The organism is Micromonospora sp. M61 (assembly GCF_018070245.1).
GTDB lineage: Bacteria > Actinomycetota > Actinomycetes > Mycobacteriales > Micromonosporaceae > Micromonospora > Micromonospora zamorensis.
Genome location: NZ_JAGPYA010000020.1, coordinates 24,602 through 41,658 on the forward strand (window position 1 = coordinate 24,602; position 17,057 = coordinate 41,658).

Consider the following 17,057-nt stretch of genomic DNA (forward strand, 5'->3'; position numbering starts at 1 on the left):
CCAAGAAGGGTTTCCGGGGAGCCCGCCCGGCGCAGGGATCAATCCTGACCGCCCGGAGCCGGGCGGGCTCCCCGGAAACCCCAAGGGCGACCAGAGACGGCTCAGGCAGCCGGCCAGTCCTGGGAGGCCAGACGTGGCGAGACCGCCCCCGGAGGGGCGGCCTCGAGCCAGGACAGGAAACCGGTCACTGTCGATCGCGCCATGGCGATCTCCACCGGTGCGTGGTGACTGGTACAGCGGAGGATCACCCAGTCGGCCGGCATGGAGAGCCGTTCCTGACCTTCGGGCAATCGGCGGCGCTCCACCGCCAACCCTTTGCGCGACAGCACCCGCTTGGGGCGGATCGCGAAGCTGAACATCCGGTACCACCGAAGCTCGTCATCGGCGAACCGACCGAAGCCGGGCGACCAGCCGCGGCCGTCGAGCATGGTGGAGACCCGGACGCTGAGCCGGATGATGCCACCGCTGCGGGTGACCAGAGCTCGCCGGACGAAGAGAATGAAAAGCGCGCCGAGGATGACGACTACGCCGATCCCGAACCCTTCGACGATCTCCATCCCCGGTGTGACTCAGCGGCTCGGCGCGGAAACCGGGGTTGCGCTCTCGGCCAGCACGGTGACACCGTTGGCGCTCACCGAGAGGAAGCCGCCGGCCACCTCGTAGGTGACCTGCTCACCACCGGCGAGCTTGATGCGCACCTGGCCGGGCTCGGCGAGCTGGCCGAGCAGCGGCGCGTGCCCCGGCAGAACACCCAGCTCGCCCTCGGTCGTGCGAGCGACGACCATCTCGGCGTCACCCGACCAGACCTTCTCCTCGACGGCGACGAGCTCGACGTGAAGCTGCTGTGCCACGCTGTCTCCTTGCTGCGGCTACGGATTGCCGAAAGTCTAGCCTGACGCCGGCGCGCGCCCCACGCGGGTGGGGAGAACCACGCCCCGGCTACTTGGTCTTGTTGACGAAATCGGGGTGCTCCAGCAGGAACGGGTCGAGTTGCTCGCTCTTCAGCGCGGCGAAGAAGTCCGGAACCCCCGGCTGGAACTGCTCACCCAGGTATCTCTTGCCGTCGTACACGCCGCCACCGGGCAGTTTGATCATCTGGATCGTGTTGGGGCGGATGTCCTTCAGGGCGAGCCCGAAGTCGACGACGCTGTTGCCCCGCCCGTTGAAGATCAGCGACTGCCCGGCGGCGCGGAGCACCTTGTCCAGCTTGATCGGATTGGACACCACGTCGGCGCTGAACGCCTGGCCGACCATGGCCTTGACGAACTGCTGCTGGTGGCGCTGCCGGCCGTAGTCGGAGTCCGGAACGCCGTTCTTCGGGTAACGCTGCCGAACGTAGTCCAGCGCCTGCCACCCACTCAGGTGCTGGTTGCCCTTCTTGTAGACCGCCTGCGGCCCGACGTAGCCCTCGCCGCGAGTGTTGCCCGGCCGGGCCTTGCCGTCCGGCTGCTTGTGCTCGGACTTCACTTCCCGCTCGACGTACATGTTGACGCCACCCATGGCATCGACGATCTTCTGGAAGCCGGTGAAGTTGATGATCGCGCCGGCGTCGAACCGCTTGATGCCCGTCACGTTCTGCACGGTCGTGGCCAGCAGCTCGAAGCCCCGGGCGGCGTCGGGCTTCGCCCCCGGCACCTGGCTGCCGAACGACATGGCGGCGTTGATCTTCGTGGACTCGCCCGCGAAGTTGGCCTTCTTGAACGCCGGGATGTGCACGTAGAGGTCGCGCGGCAGTGAGAAGAGGTAGGCCCGGTCCATCGTCGCCGGCACGTGCAGCACCATGATCGAGTCGGCCAGCGGCGCCGCCGTCGCCGTACGCGGGTCGATGCCGACCAGCAGGATGTTGAGCGGGCCCTTGATCTCGCTCTTCTTCGCCTGGGCACCGGCCGCCTGGTCGCCGAACAGGTCCGCCTTGCCCACCGCACCCTCGTAGCGGGCCATGAGCACCTCAGTGCCGACCAGCACGGCACCGCTGAGCACGGTCAACACGGTGCCGAACACCGTGCAGATCCTGGCCCAGCGCGGCACACCCCGCCAGACCGACGACTTGCGGCCACTCTTGCCGGCCTTACCCACGAGTTCTCCGTTCGTTACGCCCCACGGGAGGAAGACGGGCGCACGTCGCCGAAAGGTTGCAAAGATCAAAGCTCTTTCACATACGAGCGCGGAACGACCGTATCTCGGGTGGCTCGTCTGCGCCGACCACGAGTAACGGACCGCGACGACGATAGGACGCGAACATGAACAAAAGACTGCCCCGGCATTGCCGGGGCAGTCTCTTTGTTGCAGATCCGATCGAGCTGGTCAGTCCTTCATCAGCTCCGCAGCCTTGGCCTCGAGGTCCTCGAGACCGCCGCACATGAAGAACGCCTGCTCGGGGAAGTGATCGTACTCACCCTCGCTGATCTTGCGGAACGCCTCGATGGTCTCCTTGATCGGGACCGTCGAGCCCGCCACGCCGGTGAACTGCTCCGCGGCGTACGTGTTCTGCGAGAGGAAGCGCTCGATCCGCCGGGCCCGAGCCACGGTGATCTTGTCTTCCTCGGAGAGCTCCTCGATACCGAGGATGGCGATGATGTCCTGCAGGTCGCGGTAGCGCTGCAGGATCCGCTTCACCTCGGTGGCGACCTGGAAGTGCTCCTGGCCGACGAACTCCGGGGCGAGGATCCGGGACGAGGACGCCAGCGGGTCCACGGCCGGGTAGATGCCCTTGTCGGAGATCGACCGCTCCAGGTTGGTGGTCGCGTCCAGGTGGGCGAACGTGGTGGCCGGAGCGGGGTCGGTGTAGTCGTCCGCCGGCACGTAGATCGCCTGCATCGACGTGATGGCCTGGCCCCGGACGGAGGTGATCCGCTCCTGGAGCTCGCCCATCTCGTCGGCCAGGGTCGGCTGGTAACCCACGGCGCTCGGCATACGGCCGAGCAGGGTGGACACCTCCGAACCGGCCTGGGTGAAGCGGAAGATGTTGTCGATGAAGAGCAGCACCTCCTGCTTCTTCACGTCCCGGAAGTACTCCGCCATGGTCAGCGCGGAGAGGGCCACCCGCAGCCGGGTGCCCGGCGGCTCGTCCATCTGGCCGTAGACCAGCGCGGTCTTGTCGATGACGCCGGACTCGGTCATCTCGGCGATGAGGTCGTTGCCCTCACGGGTGCGCTCACCCACGCCGGCGAACACCGAGGTACCACCGAAGTTGCGGGCAACACGGGTGATCATCTCCTGGATGAGCACCGTCTTGCCCACGCCCGCGCCGCCGAACAGACCGATCTTGCCGCCCTTGACGTACGGGGCGAGCAGGTCGATCACCTTGATGCCGGTCTCCAGCATCTCGGTCTTCGGCTCCAGGTCCGCGAAGGCCGGGGCCTTGCGGTGGATGCCCCACCGGTCGTCGGCCTCGAACGTCTCGCCCTCTTTGAGGTTCAGCACCTCGCCGATCGCGTTGAACACCTTGCCCTTGACCGCGTCGCCCACCGGCACGGTGATCGGCTCGCCGCGGTCACGCACCTCAGCGCCGCGAACCAGGCCGTCCGTCGGCTGCATCGAGATGGCACGGATCAGGTTGTCACCCAGGTGCTGGGCGACCTCCAGGGTCAGCGTCTTCTCACCGCCGGACAGCTTCACGTCAACGTTGAGCGCGTTGAACAGGGCCGGCATGGCGTCGCGCGGGAACTCGGCGTCGACGACCGGGCCGATGACCCGGACCACGCGACCCGTGGCCGTCTTGGTCTCTACTGGTGCAGTCATCACACTTCACTTCCCGACGCGGCCAGCGCGTTGGCGCCGCCGACGATCTCGCTGATCTCCTGGGTGATCCCGGCCTGGCGAGCCGAGTTCATCTCGCGCGTGTACTTCTCGATCATCTCTTCGGCGTTGTCGGTGGCGCTCTTCATCGCCCGCCGCCGTGCCGCCGACTCACTCGCCGCCGACTCGATCAACGCCGCGTAGATCCGCGTGTTGATGTACCTCGGCAGGAGCGCGTCGAGCAGCGCCTCCGCCTCCGGCTCGAACTCGTACGCCGGCAGCAGCCCCTCGGAGCGCGGCCGGTCCTCCACCTGCATCGGACCGATCACCTTGGTGACCGGGTTCTGCGTCATCAGCGAGTGGAACTCGGTGTAGACGATGTGCAACTCGTCGACGCCGAGCACACCGTCCGCTCCGGCACCGCCGTCGACGTCGTCCGCACCAGCCGTGAACGCCTTGATCAGCGTCTCACCGACGGTGCGGGCGTCCTCGAACGACGGCTGCTCGCTGAACCCGGTCCAGTTGGCCTCCATCGGCCGTTCGCGGAACCGGTAGAACCCGACGCCCTTACGCCCGATGACGTAGAGCACCGGCTCCTTGCCGTCCGCCTTGAGGCGCGCGATCAGCGACTCCGCCATCCTGATCGCGTTGGAGCTGTAACCGCCGGCCAGGCCACGGTCGCTGGTGACCAACAGGACGCCGGCCCGCCGCACCCGCTCGCGCGGGGTGAGCAGCGGGTGGTCGATCCGTGCGTTGGACGCCAGCGCCGTGAGCACACCGGTGATGGCCTGGGCGTACGGCAGGGACGCCTGCACCCGGGCCTGAGCCTTGGCGATCCGGCTCGTCGCCACGAGCTCCATCGCCTTGGTGATCTTCTTCATCGACTTCGCCGAGCGGATCCGTTGACGAAGAACGCGTACCTGGGCCGCCACGGGATCAGCTCTCGGCCGGGCGGTCGGTCGCGCTGTCGCGGAAGCGGGTCACCGTCTCGCGGTTCTCGTCGCCCTCAAGCGGCGCGGCCGGCGCGTCGTTGACCCGACGCTCGTCCTCCTTGTTGAGGAAGACCTGCTTGAACTCGGCGATCGCGCTGTCCAGGGAGCCGATGATGTCATCGTTCCACTGGTTGTCGGCGATGCCGGCCAGCACACCCTCGTGCTTGTGCCGCAGGTACTGGAGGAACTCCGACTCGAAGCGCCGGACCTCACCCACCGGGATGTCGTCCAGCTTGCCCTCGGTGCCGGCCCAGACCGAGACGACCTGCTCCTGCACCGGGAACGGCGAGTAGTTCGGCTGCTTGAGCAGCTCGACCAGGCGCGAACCGCGGTCCAGCTGGGCGCGGGAGGCCCGGTCCAGGTCGGAGGCGAAGGCGGCGAACGCCTCCAGCTCGCGGTACTGCGCCAGGTTGAGCCGCAGCGAACCGGCGACCTTCTTCATCGGCTTCACCTGCGCGGCGCCACCGACCCGGGAGACCGAGGTGCCGACGTTGATCGCCGGACGAACGCCCTGGTTGAACAGGTCGGTCTCCAGGAAGATCTGGCCGTCGGTGATCGAGATGACGTTGGTCGGGATGAAGGCCGAGATGTCGTTGGCCTTCGTCTCGATGATCGGCAGACCGGTCATCGAGCCGCCACCCAGCTCGTCGGAGAGCTTCGCGCAGCGCTCCAGCAGGCGGGAGTGCAGGTAGAAGACGTCACCCGGGTACGCCTCACGGCCCGGCGGGCGACGCAGCAGCAGCGACACGGCCCGGTACGCCTCGGCCTGCTTGCTCAGGTCGTCGAAGACGATCAGAACGTGCTTGCCGCCGTACATCCAGTGCTGCCCGATGGACGAGCCGGTGTACGGGGCGAGGTACTTGAAGCCGGCCGGGTCGGACGCCGGGGAGGCCACGATCGTCGTGTACTCCATCGCGCCGGCCTCTTCCAGCTGCCCCTTGATCGAGGCGATGGTGGAGGCCTTCTGACCGATGGCGACGTAGATGCAGCGGACCTGCTTCTTCGGGTCGCCGGTGCGCCAGTTGTCCCGCTGGTTGAGGATGGCGTCCAGGGCGACAGTGGTCTTGCCGGTCTTGCGGTCACCGATGATCAGCTGCCGCTGACCCCGACCGATCGGGGTCATCGCGTCGATGGCCTTGATGCCGGTCTGCAGCGGCTCGTCGACGGACTGCCGGGACATCACGTTCGGAGCCTGAAGCTCCAGCTCGCGGAAGCCCTCGTTGGCGATGTCGCCGAGCGCGTCGATCGGATCGCCGAGCGCGTTGACCACGCGGCCGAGGAAGGCGTCGCCGACCGGAACGGAGAGAACCCGCTCGGTGCGCTTGACGCGCTGCCCCTCCTCCAGCTTGGCGGAGTCGCCGAGGACGACGACACCGATCTCCCGGACGTCGAGGTTCAACGCCACGCCGAGCGTGCCGTCCTCGAACTCGAGGAGCTCGTTGGTCATGGTCGAGGGCAGGCCCTCGACGTGGGCGATGCCGTCGCCGGTGTCGGCGACGGTGCCGACCTCCTCGCGGGAGACGTCGGACGAGTAGGAGGAGACGTAGCGCTCCAGGGCGCCGCGGATCTCCTCCGTCGAGATGGTCAGCTCGGCCATCCTCTGCTTCCTTAAAATTCAGGGGCCCGGGATACCTAGTACCAACCGGTCCGAATGGCGTCTGTCAATCCGGGCGCTGGGCGGCGGAGCCGCCGCCCCGATGCTGGGCGGCGAGGCCGCTCAGCCGCTGGACGGCGAGCCGTTCAGCGCTTCGCGAGCGCGTTGCGGGTCTCGTTGAGGCGGCGCAGGATGGTGCCGTCGTACAGGTCGGAGCCGACCCGGACGCTCACGCCACCGAGGACGGCTGGGTCGACCGTCTGCTTGACGGAGACCTCTCGACCGTATATCGCGGTGAGGCTCGCGCCCAGCCGACGCTCGTCCTCGTCACTCAACGGGGCCGCGACGGTCACGTACGCCACCTGCCGGTCACGCCGGTCGGCGGCGAGCTCGACCAGTCGGGTGAGCGCTCCGTTGAAGGAACGTCCCCCGAACCCGCCGAGCGCCGCCTCGACGAGGCGGACGGTGACCGGGCGGGCCTTGTCGGTGAGCAGCTCACGGGCCAGGGTGGCCCGCTGCTCGACCGGGGCGACCGGGTCGGCGAGCGCGTTGCTCAGCGCCGACTGACCGGCCACGACCTGACCGAAGCGGAACAGCTCGTCCTCGACCTCGCCCAGCTCGCCGGCCTTGTCGGCGCTGGCGAGCAGCGCCTCCACGCCCAGTCGCTCGGCGCCGCTGAGCAGCTCCGACGGTGCCGACCAACGGCCGGACACCAGGACCACGAGCAGGTCGAGCGCGTCCGCGCCGATCCGCCCACCCAGCATGTCGCCGAGCAGGGCGCCACGGTCCTCGCCGGACCGGGACGGCTCGGAGAGCGCCCGGCGCAGCCGCGGCTCACGCCGCAGCAGGGTCGCCACGGAGAGGATGGCGTCGGCGGTGGAGGCCACCGCCGACGGCTCCGCGCCGCGGACGTACGCGTCGAGGCGCTCGGCCCCGACCTTGTACGACTCCCGGCTGGCGGCCTGCATCAGCGGGCCCCAGTGCTCTCGAGGCCGCTCAGGAACCGGTCGACGGTGCCCTTGCGTCGCGCCTCGTCGGCCAGCGACTCGCCAACGATCTTGCTGGCGAGGTCCACCGCGATCGTGCCGACCTCCGTGCGCAGCTCGCGCACGATGGTGGCCCGCTCAGCGGCGAGCGCGTCCTTGCCGGCCTGGATGACCCGGTCGGACTCCTCCCGCGCCTTGGCGAGGATGTCCTGCCGGATGCCCTCGGCGTCGGCCCGCGCGTCGTCACGGATCTTGGCGGCGTCGGTCCGAGCCTCAGCGAGCTGGGCACGGTACTGCTCGAGCAGCTGGTTCGCCTCGGCCTGGGCGGCCTCGGCGCGCTTGATGCCGCCCTCGATCGCGTCGACCCGAGCCTGGAACGTCTGCTCCATGCGGGGGAAGACGAACTTCATCAGCACGAAGCAGAGAACGATGAAGGCGATCCCACCGACCACGATCTCTTGCCAGATCGGAATGATCGGGTTGTGGGTCGACTCACCACCCTCAGCGGCGAGGAAGTACATAGGTGACCTCCCGGTCGACGAGCGGGATTAGAGCTGGCCCTGCCAGATGAAGCCGAAGGCGATACCCAGCAGCGCGAGCGCCTCGATGACGGCGAAGCCGATCCAGACGTACGGCAGGGTCATCCGCGACGACTCCGGCTGACGGGCGGTCGACTGGATGTAGGCGGCGAAGACCAGGCCGACGCCGATACCCGGACCGATGGCCGCGAGGCCGTAGCCGATGGCGGCGGTGCTGCCAACGACACCTTCTGCGGCGGCGACGTAATCCATTAGTGGTTCCTCCTGGTTATCACGCGTGTCTCTCACGCGGGACGACAACGGTTGGTGCGGTGGATCAGTGCTCTTCGGCGAGCGCGCCCTGCACGTAACTGGCGGTGAGGACGGTGAAGACGTATGCCTGCAGGCAGATCACCAGGAACTCGAGGAAGGTGAGCGCGATGGTCATCACCCAGGAGAGCACCGAGACCGGAGCCAGCCAGGCGTTGGCGCTCAGCATGGCGAAGCCGCCGAGCGTGAAGACCAGCAGGAGCATGTGGCCGGCGAACATGTTCGCGAAGAGACGAACCGCAAGGGAGAACGGCCGGACGATGAACGTCGAGAAGAGCTCGATCGGGATCAGCAGCGGCAGGATGAACCACGGCGCCGGCGGAACCAGAGAGTTCTTGAAGTATTTGACGAACCCGTGCTTCTTGATGCCGACGTAGTTGAACAGCACGTAGCTGATGATCGCGAGGAACGCCGGGAAGGCGATGTGCGAGTTCGGCGAGATCTGGAAGAACGGCACGATCGCGAAGAAGTTCGTCAGCAGCACGAAGCAGAAGAGCGTCGTGAAGTACGGAGCGAACCGCACCCCCGCGTGACCGATCATGTCGACCGCGATGTTGTTGCGCACGAAGCCGTAGATCGACTCGGCGAGCCACTGCTTCTTGGTCGGCACCAGCTGCGGCTTCCGGTAGGTCGCCAGGAAGAAGATGATCAGGACGCCGACCGCGACCCAGACCATTGCCGTGATCTTGGTGAACCAGTACGAGTCGTGCGCACCCCAGGGCAGGATGCTGGGCAGGTAAAAGTCCTCCACACTGGGTGGGAATGCCGCCTGGCCCGCTGCCAGAACGTTCGCCTGTCCGAACACCGCGTCCCTTCCTAAGTAGGCGTGCCGAGTCGGCGGACGACCAGGATGATGCCCCCGGCCATACCGAGCACGACGCCGATCCCGGTGGCAACGCCGCCGGTGTCGAGCCACTGGTCAATCAGCCAGCCGATGAAACCCCACACGAGCATGCCTCCGATGAGGTAGCTGAGCGCGGTCCAACCCTGACCGGCGCCGGACGGAATATCGTCCGGTTCACCGGCGGGACGGGGGGTTTGGTCACCAGCCATGACGGGGCGAACGATATCAGCCGGGAAGACGAGGCTGTGCCTCACCCCCCGCACAACCATCGTTGTGTGGGCTTCTCGTGGGCGCCGTCGTCTGTGGGCACGCTACTCCCCTTCCGCCCGTCGGAAAATGACCGGAGGCCGACACATTGCGGCGCGTCCGCTGGTTGGGACGACCTGCCAACGGCCAGGTCAGCCCTGCGGCCGGCGGGCGTGCACCGTGGTCAGCCACCAGATGTGCACCGCCGTCCACACTGCCACCCCGGAGACGATGCCGAGGCAGAGCGGGACCAACCCGGCCCAGCCGGTCGACGCCACCGCCACCATCACCACGCCCAGCAGGGTGAACTTCAGCACGTACAGGCCCAGCCCGAGCGGCAGCAACAACTGCGGGTTGACCTGGTCGGCCCGGGCCAGCACCACCGTGGTCAGGGTGTAGCTGAGCACCGTGACGCCCACGCCGGCCGCCGCGCCGAGCGCCGCCGTCGCGCCGCCGGTCACCGCACCCACCACCGCGGCGACCACCGCCAACGCCGCCGACGCGGCCAGCAGCACCGGCAGGTGCCGCAGCCGCCACCGCCGGTCGGCGTCGGGCTCGACCACCCCGGGCTCAGCCACGGGGGTACGCCGGAAACGCCGCGACCAGCTCGGCCACCTCGGCCGTGAGCCGAGTCAGCTCGTCGGTGCCGCCCGGCGCCCCGGGATCGGTGCGCACCGCACGGGCGATCAGGGTGGCCACCTGCCGCATCTCCCCCTCCCGCATGCCCTGGGTGGTGACGCTCGGCGTGCCCACCCGGATGCCGGAGGCCACCATCGGCGGCTGCGGGTCGTACGGGATGGCGTTCTTGTTCAGGGTGATCGACGCGGCGTCGCAGCGTCGCTCGGCCTCGGCGCCGGTCACCCCCAGCTCCCGCAGGTCGATCAGGGCCAGGTGGGTGTCGGTGCCACCGGACACCGGGCGCATGCCCTCGTCGGTCAGCCCGGCGGCGAGCGCCTGGGCGTTGGTGACGACCTGCCTGGCGTACGTCTGGAACTCCGGCTGGGCGGCCTCGCGCAGCGCGACCGCCTTGGCCGCGACGGCGTGCATCAGCGGGCCACCCTGGGTGAACGGGAAGACCGCCTTGTCGATGCGCTGGGCCAGCGACTCGCGGCACAGGATCATGCCGCCGCGCGGACCGCGCAGCACCTTGTGGGTGGTGGCGCAGACGACGTCGGCGTACGGCACCGGGGACGGGATGGCCCGGCCGGCGACCAGGCCGATGAAGTGCGCGGCGTCCACCATCAGGTACGCGCCCACCTCGTCGGCGATCTCCCGGAACCGGGCGAAGTCGATCAGCCGGGGGTACGCGGTGGCACCACAGATGATCAGCTTGGGTCGGTGCCCCCGCGCCAGGTCCCGTACCTCGTCGTAGTCGATCTGCTCGGTGTCCGGCCGCACCGGGTAGCCGACCGGGCGGAACCACTTGCCGGAGAAGTTCACCCGGCTGCCGTGGGTGAGGTGCCCGCCATGCGGCAGGTCCATCGCCAGCACCGTGTCACCCGGCTGCACCAGCGCGGCGTACGCGGCCAGGTTGGCGCTCGCACCGGAGTGCGGCTGGAGGTTGGCGTGCTCGGCCCCGAAGAGCTCCTTGGCCCGGGCGATGCCGATCTCCTCGGCCCGGTCCACCTCGGCACAGCCGCCGTAGTAGCGCCGGCCCGGGTAACCCTCGGCGTACTTGTTGGTCAGGGTCGAGCCGAGCGCGGCCAGCACCGCCGGCGAGGTCAGGTTTTCGCTGGCGATGAGCTGCAGGCCACCCCGCAACCGGTCCAGCTCGCCGAGGACCACCCCGGCGATCTCCGGGTCGGTGGCCCTGAGCTGCGCGAAATCCGGCCCCCAGAAGGTGCTCGTCTCGGTCTCCACAGCGAACGAGTCTAGGGGGCCGCACACTGGGACCTGTGAGATGCCTCGTCACGGGAGCCACCGGATACATCGGCGGGCGGCTGACACCGCTGCTGCTGGCCGACGGGCACACCGTCCGCTGCCTCGCCCGCAAGGCCGTCCGGCTGCGGGACGTGCCCTGGGCCTCGGCGGCCGAGATTGTCGAGGGGGACCTGAGCCGGCCGGAGACGCTGCCCGCCGCGTTCGCCGACGTGGACGTCGCGTACTTCCTGGTGCACTCCCTGGGCCGGCCCGACTTCGAGGAGGCCGACCGCACGGCGGCGACCAACTTCGCGGCGGCGGCCCGCGCTGCCGGCGTACGCCGGATCGTCTACCTGGGCGGGCCGGAGCCGGCGTCCGACGCGGAGGTCCCGTCCCCCCACCTGCGGTCCCGGGCCGAGGTGGGCCGGATCCTGCTGGCCAGCGGGGTGCCGACGGCCGTGTTGCGGGCCGCGGTGATCATCGGCTCCGGCTCGGCGTCGTTCGAGATGCTGCGGTACCTGACCGAGCGGCTACCCGCCATGATCACCCCGCGCTGGGTCCACAACCGGATCCAACCGATCGCGGTCCGCGACGTGCTGCGCTACCTGGCCGGCTCCATCGCGCTTCCGCCGGACGTCAACCGGGGCTTCGACATCGGCGGGCCGGACGTGCTGACCTTCCTCGACATGATGCAGCGCTACGCCCGGGTGGCCGGGCTGCGCCGACGGATCATCGTGCCGGTCCGCGCGCTCACCCCGTCGCTCTCGTCGCACTGGGTCGGCCTGGTCACCCCCGTGCCGAATGCCATCGCCCGTCCCCTGGTGGAGAGCCTGATCCACGAGGCGGTCGCGCACGAGCACGACATCGCCCGGTACGTGCCGGACCCACCCGGTGGGCTGACCGGCTTCGACGACGCGGTGGCGCTGGCGCTCGCCAAGGTGCGTGACGCCCAGGTGGAGACCCGTTGGTCGAACGCGAGCGGCCCGGACGCGCCCGCCGAGCCGTTGCCCACCGACCCGAAGTGGTCCGGCGGCACCGCCTACACCGACGTCCGCGAGAGGGTGGTGGACGCCCCACCGGCGGCGCTCTGGCGGGTCGTCGAGGGTGTCGGCGGGGAGCACGGCTGGTACTCGTTCCCGCTCGCCTGGTCGATCCGCGGCTGGCTGGACCGGCTGGTCGGCGGGGTCGGGCTGCGTCGGGGCCGACGCGACCCGCACCGCCTCCAGGTCGGTGAGGCGCTGGACTTCTGGCGGGTCGAGGAGATCGTCCCGGGCGAGTTGCTCCGGCTGCGCGCCGAGATGCGGCTGCCCGGCCGGGCCTGGCTGGAGATGCGGGTGCTGCCAACTGACGACGGCCGCAGCCGCTACCAGCAACGCGCGGTCTTCCTGCCACGCGGGCTGAGCGGCCACGCCTACTGGGGGTCGGTGGCGCCCTTCCACGCGGTGGTCTTCGGCGGGATGGCTCGCAACATTGCGCGCAACGCCGAACAGGCCCCCTGATCCCCGCAGGTCTCAGTTGCCGGTGCGGGCTCCGGTGACCTGGAGGGCGGTTCGTTCGCTCGGCGGGACGAAGTCGCGTACCGGTTGGTCGCGCAGGGCGACGGCGAGCACCTCGCCGACCGCGTCCACCATCCGGGCCTGTACCGCCTGACCGACCGCGTCCCGGGGATCGTCCGGGTTCGCCGCCATCGAGGCGACCGCCAACTGCGGCGTGAACGCCACCACGGTCTCCGTCTCGTACCGCTCCGAGCTGCCGGTCTTGCCCGCCACGGGACGGCCGAGCCGCGCGCGCAGCCCGGGTGCGGTGGCGCCGTCGCAGCGCCCGTACATCGACTGGTCGCCGACCGGGCAGCGTGCCGCGTCGGTGGCCGCCCGGGCCACGTCGGGGTCGAGCACCTGCCGGCAGTCCGGCTTGGCGGCGTCGACCGGCCGGCCACCCGAGTCGGTGATCGAGACCACCGGCAGCGGTGCGCACCAGGTCCCCTCGGCAGCCACGGTGGCGTACGCGGTGGCCAGGTCCAGCGGCGTCGTCGCGGCCACGCCCAGGGTGAACGGGCCCCAGTTCTTCGCGCCGTAGCGGGCCAGCTTGGCGTCGGAGTCGGCCCGCAGCACGATGCCGAGCCGCTCGGCCATCTCCACCACCCGGTCGGCGCCCACCTTCTCGGTGAGCCAGGCGAAGTACGTGTTCACCGAACGGCCGAACGCGCTCCACATGGTGCGCGGGCCGTCCATCGACGAGGGGCTGGCGTTCGTCGGGCACCAGTGACCGTCACAGCTCGCCGCCCCGGTGACCGGGAAGCGGGTGAGCAACTGGGTCGGCGCCACGAAGTCGGTCGACAGCGGCAGGCCGGACTCCAGCGCGGCCAGCATGGTGAAGAGCTTGAACGTCGAGCCACCCTGGTACCCCTCGATCGCCCCACCGCCGGCGACCAGCTGGTTGACGGTGTTGGGGCGGTTCTTCTGCCCGACCGGGTTGTCCTGCACGCTGTAGGCACGGTTCACCGACATCGCCAGCACCCGCCCGGTGCCCGGCTGCACCACGGCGGTCGGCACCGCCTCGGCGTCCGTCGGCCGGTAGATCTTCAGCACCTGCTCGGTGGTGGCCCGCTGCACCCCCGGGTCCAGCGACGACACGATCGAGAACCCGCCCCGGCGCAGCGCGCGCTGCCGCTCGTCGGCCGTCGCGCCGAACGCGGACTGGCTGCTCCACCAGCGGGTGAACCAGTCGCAGAAGAAGCCCCAGTCGTTGTGCGCCTCGGGCACCCCGGTGCAGTCGTTCGGGGTCTCATTCGGCTGAAGCTGCAACGGTTCGGCCCGGGCCGCCGCCGCCGCGTCCGCCGGCACCTGCCCCGACTCCACAAGCCGCTCCAACACGTACGACCGTCGGGCCAGCGCGGCGTCGGCGTCGCCGTTGATCGGGTCGTCGCTGTCCGGTGACCGGACCAGACCGGCCAGCAGCGCCGCCTGGGACAGGGTCAGGTCGGCCGGAGACCGGGAGAAGTAGCGCTTGCTGGCCGCCGCGATGCCGTACGCCCCAGCGCCGAAGTAGGCGATGTTGAGGTAGCGGGTGAGGATCTGCTCCTTGTCGAGCTCCCGTTCCAGCGCGAGCGCGTAGCGCATCTCCTGGAGCTTGCGCACTGTGGTGACCTCGGTGGCGGCCACCCGCTGCGCCTCGGTCAGCCGGGGGTCGCTGCTGAGCACGTTGCGGACGTACTGCATGGTCAGCGTGGAGGCGCCCTGCCGCGTCCGCCCGTCCCGCTTGTTGACGGTGAACGCGCGCACCACGCCGCGCAGGTCCACTCCGCTGTGCTGGTAGAACCGGACGTCCTCGGCGGCCACTATCGCCTGGCGCATCACCGGGGCCACCTCGTGCAGCGGCACGTCCACCCGGTCCTCCTGGTAGAAGGAGGTGATCAGGGTGGTGCCGTCGTTGGCGTAGAGGTTGGAGCGCTGGGCGGTCGGCGGCGTACGGAGTGTGTTCGGCAGCTCCGAGTACGGCGTGGACAGGTTGCTGAACCCGATCCCGAAGGCCAGGGCCGCCGGCAGGGCGGCTGCGGCCAGCACCAACCCGGCCAGCACTCCGGCGATCACCACGGTCAGCAGTTTGTCGAGATGGGCCCGGATCATCAGCTCTCCCCGCAGGAGCCGGTCACGCTAGGACCCGTTCAGGATGACCCGAAACGCCCCTTTCGCCCCTGGTTTTCCCCAAACCCGGAGGAAACTCGCACCAAGGCTCAGGGCAGCAGTGCGCCGGCCAGCGGGTGCACCGTCTCCTCGATCTCGTCGGCGACCCGGCTGAAACACTGGTCACCGCGACCCCACGGGTCGTCCAGATCATCGGTCGGCAACGCCGAGGCGCCCAACCGGACGTCGTGGGCCGCCGCCACCAGAGCCACACCCCGGGCGTACACGGCCTCCGGGGTCGCGTCACCCGGCGGCAACGCGGTGGCGTCCACCGCGGCCAGCAGCCGGCCGAACTCCCCCAGCACGAACGTGCGGGCCGCCGCGTCCGGCCGCAGCGCCACCACGTACTCCTGCTGGTCCGCCGTGGCGGTCAGGACCAGGTCGGCGGCGTCGATGTGGTCCGAGCGCAACTTGCGGGCGGCGAACCCCTCGACGTCCCCACCCCGGCCGGTCACCTGCCGCGCCGCCGGCGGGTTCATCTCCTCGCCCGCGTGCCAACCACCCGTCCCGGCGCTGTGGCTGTGCACCAGCTCCTCGGCGCGGGCCGGGTCTTCCGCACGCCGCGTCAACCGCTCCCGCACCGCCAGGGCGAGCAGCCGCTCCGCCATCGGCGAGCGGCAGATGTTGCCCATGCACACGTGCAGCACCGTGAACGGGGGCACTCAGACCGCCCGACCGTCGATGAGGTCCGGTACGACGTCGCGCAGCTTCTCCAATGGGATCGCCCCCGCCCGCAGCAGTTGCGGCACCTCACCGGTCAGATCCACGATCGTGCTGGGCACCGGGTCCGGGCAGGGCCCGGCCTCCAGGTAGGCCCGCACCGAGTAACTGAGCTGGTCACGCGCCTCCTCGGCGGTCACCGCGGCGGGCTGGCCGGTCTTGTTGGCCGACGAGACCGCCATCGGGCCGGTCTCGCGCAGCACCTCCAGCGCCACCGGGTGCAGCGGCATCCGCACCGCCACCGTGCCCGTCTTGTCGCCCAGATCCCACTGGAGGCTCGGCGAGTGCTCGACGACGATCGTCAGGGCACCCGGCCAGAACGCCTCCACGAGATCCCGTGCGGCGGTGGGCAGCGAGAAGACCAACCCGTCCAGGGTGTGCCGCGAGCCGATCAGCACCGGCGGCGGCATCTGCCGACCCCGGCCCTTGGCATCAAGCAGCGCCTTGACCGCGTACGGGGTGAACGCGTCCGCGCCGATCCCGTACACGGTGTCCGTCGGAAGGACGACCAGCTCGCCGTTCTTGACCGCCTCGATCGCCGCAGCGATGCCGCGGTCCCGATCGGCGGGCGACCGGCAGTCGTAGAGCATCACGGGGAGTCAGTCTGCCACGCCGCCCCGATCGGGGCGTGCTGGCCGTCCGCCCGTCGGGACGCGGTGGCGAAGCGGGGCCGTCCGGTGAGGTCCCGATGCTCCGTGACAGCGGTGAACCCGCCGTGCCCGGCGAGCAGCCCGGGCACCGCCGCGCCGTGTGTGTCGTCGTGCTCGACCCCGAACGCGCCACCGGGGCGCAGCAGCGCCGCCGCCCGGGTGACGACCGGCCGGATCACCGCCAGACCGTCCGCGCCGCCGAAGACCGCCTCCGCCGGGTCGTGCCCGGCCACCTCCGGGGGGACCACCACGTCGTCCGGCACGTACGGCGGGTTGCAGAGCAGCACGTCCACCCGGCCCACCAGGTCCGCCAGCAGATCCGGCGCGGTCACGTCGGCCTCGACCACCTCGATCGGCCGGTCCCCCGCCGCGGCCCGCTCCGCCGCGTTGCGCCGCAGCCAGGCCAACGCCGCCGGGGACCGCTCCACCGCGATCACCCGCGCCCCCGGCAGCTCCTGGGCGACCGCCAGCGCGATGGCGCCCGAGCCGCTGCACAGGTCGACCACCACCGGGTCGGGCCGGCCCTGTGCCTGCTCGACGCCCCACCCGGCCAGCAACTCGGTCTCCGGCCGGGGCACGAAGACACCCGGACCGACCAGCAACTCAAGGTGCCGGAACCCGGCGCGACCGGTCAGATGCTGCAACGGCTCCCGCCCGGCGCGACGACGCGTCAGGTCGTCGAGCCGCGCCAGCTGGTCGTCGCTGAGGTCGTCGGCGAGCGCCAGCCGACCCCGGGGCACCCCGAGCACGTACGCGGCCAGCAACTCGGCCTCCACCCGGGCCGAGCCGACCCCGGCAGCGGCAAGCACCCGGGCCGATCGGGCCACTGCGACGGACGGACGGATGGGGCCTGTCCCTCCGGGGGGGTGTTGCGGCAGAGTACTCACGACATAATC

Annotated in this window: 18 protein-coding genes; 1 reads left to right on the forward strand and 17 read right to left on the reverse strand. The window is 70.1% G+C overall.

Features of this window, described 5'->3' with window-relative positions; all coding sequences use genetic code 11:
* Positions 1 to 101 precede the first annotated feature (101 nt).
* The 13 genes from KBX34_RS13880 to glyA all read right to left on the reverse strand — a co-directional run bounded on the left by KBX34_RS13880 (position 102) and on the right by glyA (position 11,108).
* The gene (locus KBX34_RS13880) at positions 102 to 557 is read right to left on the reverse strand and encodes a DUF2550 domain-containing protein (protein ID WP_088949908.1); all 456 of its coding nucleotides are present in this window, start codon (positions 555 to 557) and stop codon (positions 102 to 104) included.
* Between the two features lie 12 nt (positions 558 to 569).
* On the reverse strand, positions 570 to 851 hold the full coding sequence (locus tag KBX34_RS13885; RefSeq protein WP_088949909.1) for a F0F1 ATP synthase subunit epsilon: 282 nt from the start codon (positions 849 to 851) through the stop codon (positions 570 to 572).
* An 88-nt stretch (positions 852 to 939) separates the two neighbouring features.
* Positions 940 to 2,076: an LCP family protein gene (locus KBX34_RS13890; protein ID WP_210795258.1), complete on the reverse strand. Its 1,137-nt coding sequence runs from the start codon at positions 2,074 to 2,076 to the stop codon at positions 940 to 942.
* 228 nt (positions 2,077 to 2,304) lie between these two features.
* Positions 2,305 to 3,741, reverse strand: a complete 1,437-nt coding sequence (gene atpD / locus KBX34_RS13895; RefSeq protein WP_099848184.1) for a F0F1 ATP synthase subunit beta — start codon at positions 3,739 to 3,741, stop codon at positions 2,305 to 2,307.
* Entirely contained in the window at positions 3,741 to 4,670 is a 930-nt protein-coding gene (locus tag KBX34_RS13900) for a F0F1 ATP synthase subunit gamma (RefSeq protein WP_141910935.1), read from the reverse strand. The genes atpD and KBX34_RS13900 overlap by 1 nt, the downstream gene beginning before the upstream one ends.
* Positions 4,671 to 4,674: 4 nt before the next feature.
* Positions 4,675 to 6,327, reverse strand: a complete 1,653-nt coding sequence (atpA, locus tag KBX34_RS13905; protein WP_088949913.1) for a F0F1 ATP synthase subunit alpha — start codon at positions 6,325 to 6,327, stop codon at positions 4,675 to 4,677.
* A gap of 143 nt (positions 6,328 to 6,470) precedes the next feature.
* Positions 6,471 to 7,292 carry a F0F1 ATP synthase subunit delta gene (locus KBX34_RS13910; RefSeq protein ID WP_210925282.1) on the reverse strand — a complete coding sequence of 274 codons (822 nt, stop codon included), beginning with the start codon at positions 7,290 to 7,292 and terminating at the stop codon, positions 6,471 to 6,473.
* The gene (locus KBX34_RS13915) at positions 7,292 to 7,831 is read right to left on the reverse strand and encodes a F0F1 ATP synthase subunit B (protein WP_088949915.1); all 540 of its coding nucleotides are present in this window, start codon (positions 7,829 to 7,831) and stop codon (positions 7,292 to 7,294) included. The genes KBX34_RS13910 and KBX34_RS13915 overlap by 1 nt, the downstream gene beginning before the upstream one ends.
* Positions 7,832 to 7,858: 27 nt before the next feature.
* On the reverse strand, positions 7,859 to 8,101 hold the full coding sequence (locus KBX34_RS13920) for a hypothetical protein (protein WP_088949916.1): 243 nt from the start codon (positions 8,099 to 8,101) through the stop codon (positions 7,859 to 7,861).
* 64 nt (positions 8,102 to 8,165) lie between these two features.
* On the reverse strand, positions 8,166 to 8,963 hold the full coding sequence (atpB, locus tag KBX34_RS13925; protein ID WP_088949917.1) for a F0F1 ATP synthase subunit A: 798 nt from the start codon (positions 8,961 to 8,963) through the stop codon (positions 8,166 to 8,168).
* Positions 8,964 to 8,974: 11 nt separating this feature from the next.
* Complete coding sequence (locus KBX34_RS13930; protein ID WP_088951984.1) at positions 8,975 to 9,211, reverse strand: AtpZ/AtpI family protein; 237 nt, start codon at positions 9,209 to 9,211, stop codon at positions 8,975 to 8,977.
* A 189-nt stretch (positions 9,212 to 9,400) separates the two neighbouring features.
* Positions 9,401 to 9,826 (reverse strand): hypothetical protein, encoded by a 426-nt coding sequence (locus tag KBX34_RS13935; RefSeq protein WP_088949918.1) that lies wholly within the window; start codon positions 9,824 to 9,826, stop codon positions 9,401 to 9,403.
* Positions 9,819 to 11,108 (reverse strand): serine hydroxymethyltransferase, encoded by a 1,290-nt coding sequence (gene glyA, locus KBX34_RS13940; protein ID WP_210925283.1) that lies wholly within the window; start codon positions 11,106 to 11,108, stop codon positions 9,819 to 9,821. Before glyA ends, KBX34_RS13935 begins: the two co-directional genes overlap by 8 nt.
* 35 nt (positions 11,109 to 11,143) lie before the next feature.
* Here glyA and KBX34_RS13945 point away from each other — a divergent pair, with 35 nt between their 5' ends.
* Positions 11,144 to 12,607: an SDR family oxidoreductase gene (locus KBX34_RS13945; protein WP_088949920.1), complete on the forward strand. Its 1,464-nt coding sequence runs from the start codon at positions 11,144 to 11,146 to the stop codon at positions 12,605 to 12,607.
* 12 nt (positions 12,608 to 12,619) lie between these two features.
* Here the strand turns inward: KBX34_RS13945 and KBX34_RS13950 are convergent, their stop codons facing one another.
* From KBX34_RS13950 to prmC, 4 genes are all read right to left on the reverse strand, one after another.
* Positions 12,620 to 14,734: a transglycosylase domain-containing protein gene (locus KBX34_RS13950; RefSeq protein ID WP_210925286.1), complete on the reverse strand. Its 2,115-nt coding sequence runs from the start codon at positions 14,732 to 14,734 to the stop codon at positions 12,620 to 12,622.
* Positions 14,735 to 14,841: 107 nt separating this feature from the next.
* A complete protein-coding gene (locus KBX34_RS13955) occupies positions 14,842 to 15,453 on the reverse strand; it encodes a phosphotyrosine protein phosphatase (RefSeq protein ID WP_088949922.1) in 612 nt (203 codons plus the stop codon).
* Positions 15,454 to 16,101 carry an L-threonylcarbamoyladenylate synthase gene (locus tag KBX34_RS13960; RefSeq protein ID WP_088949923.1) on the reverse strand — a complete coding sequence of 216 codons (648 nt, stop codon included), beginning with the start codon at positions 16,099 to 16,101 and terminating at the stop codon, positions 15,454 to 15,456. It abuts the gene before it with no gap.
* On the reverse strand, positions 16,101 to 17,048 hold the full coding sequence (gene prmC / locus KBX34_RS13965) for a peptide chain release factor N(5)-glutamine methyltransferase (RefSeq protein WP_210925287.1): 948 nt from the start codon (positions 17,046 to 17,048) through the stop codon (positions 16,101 to 16,103). Before prmC ends, KBX34_RS13960 begins: the two co-directional genes overlap by 1 nt.
* Positions 17,049 to 17,057: the final 9 nt, after the last annotated feature.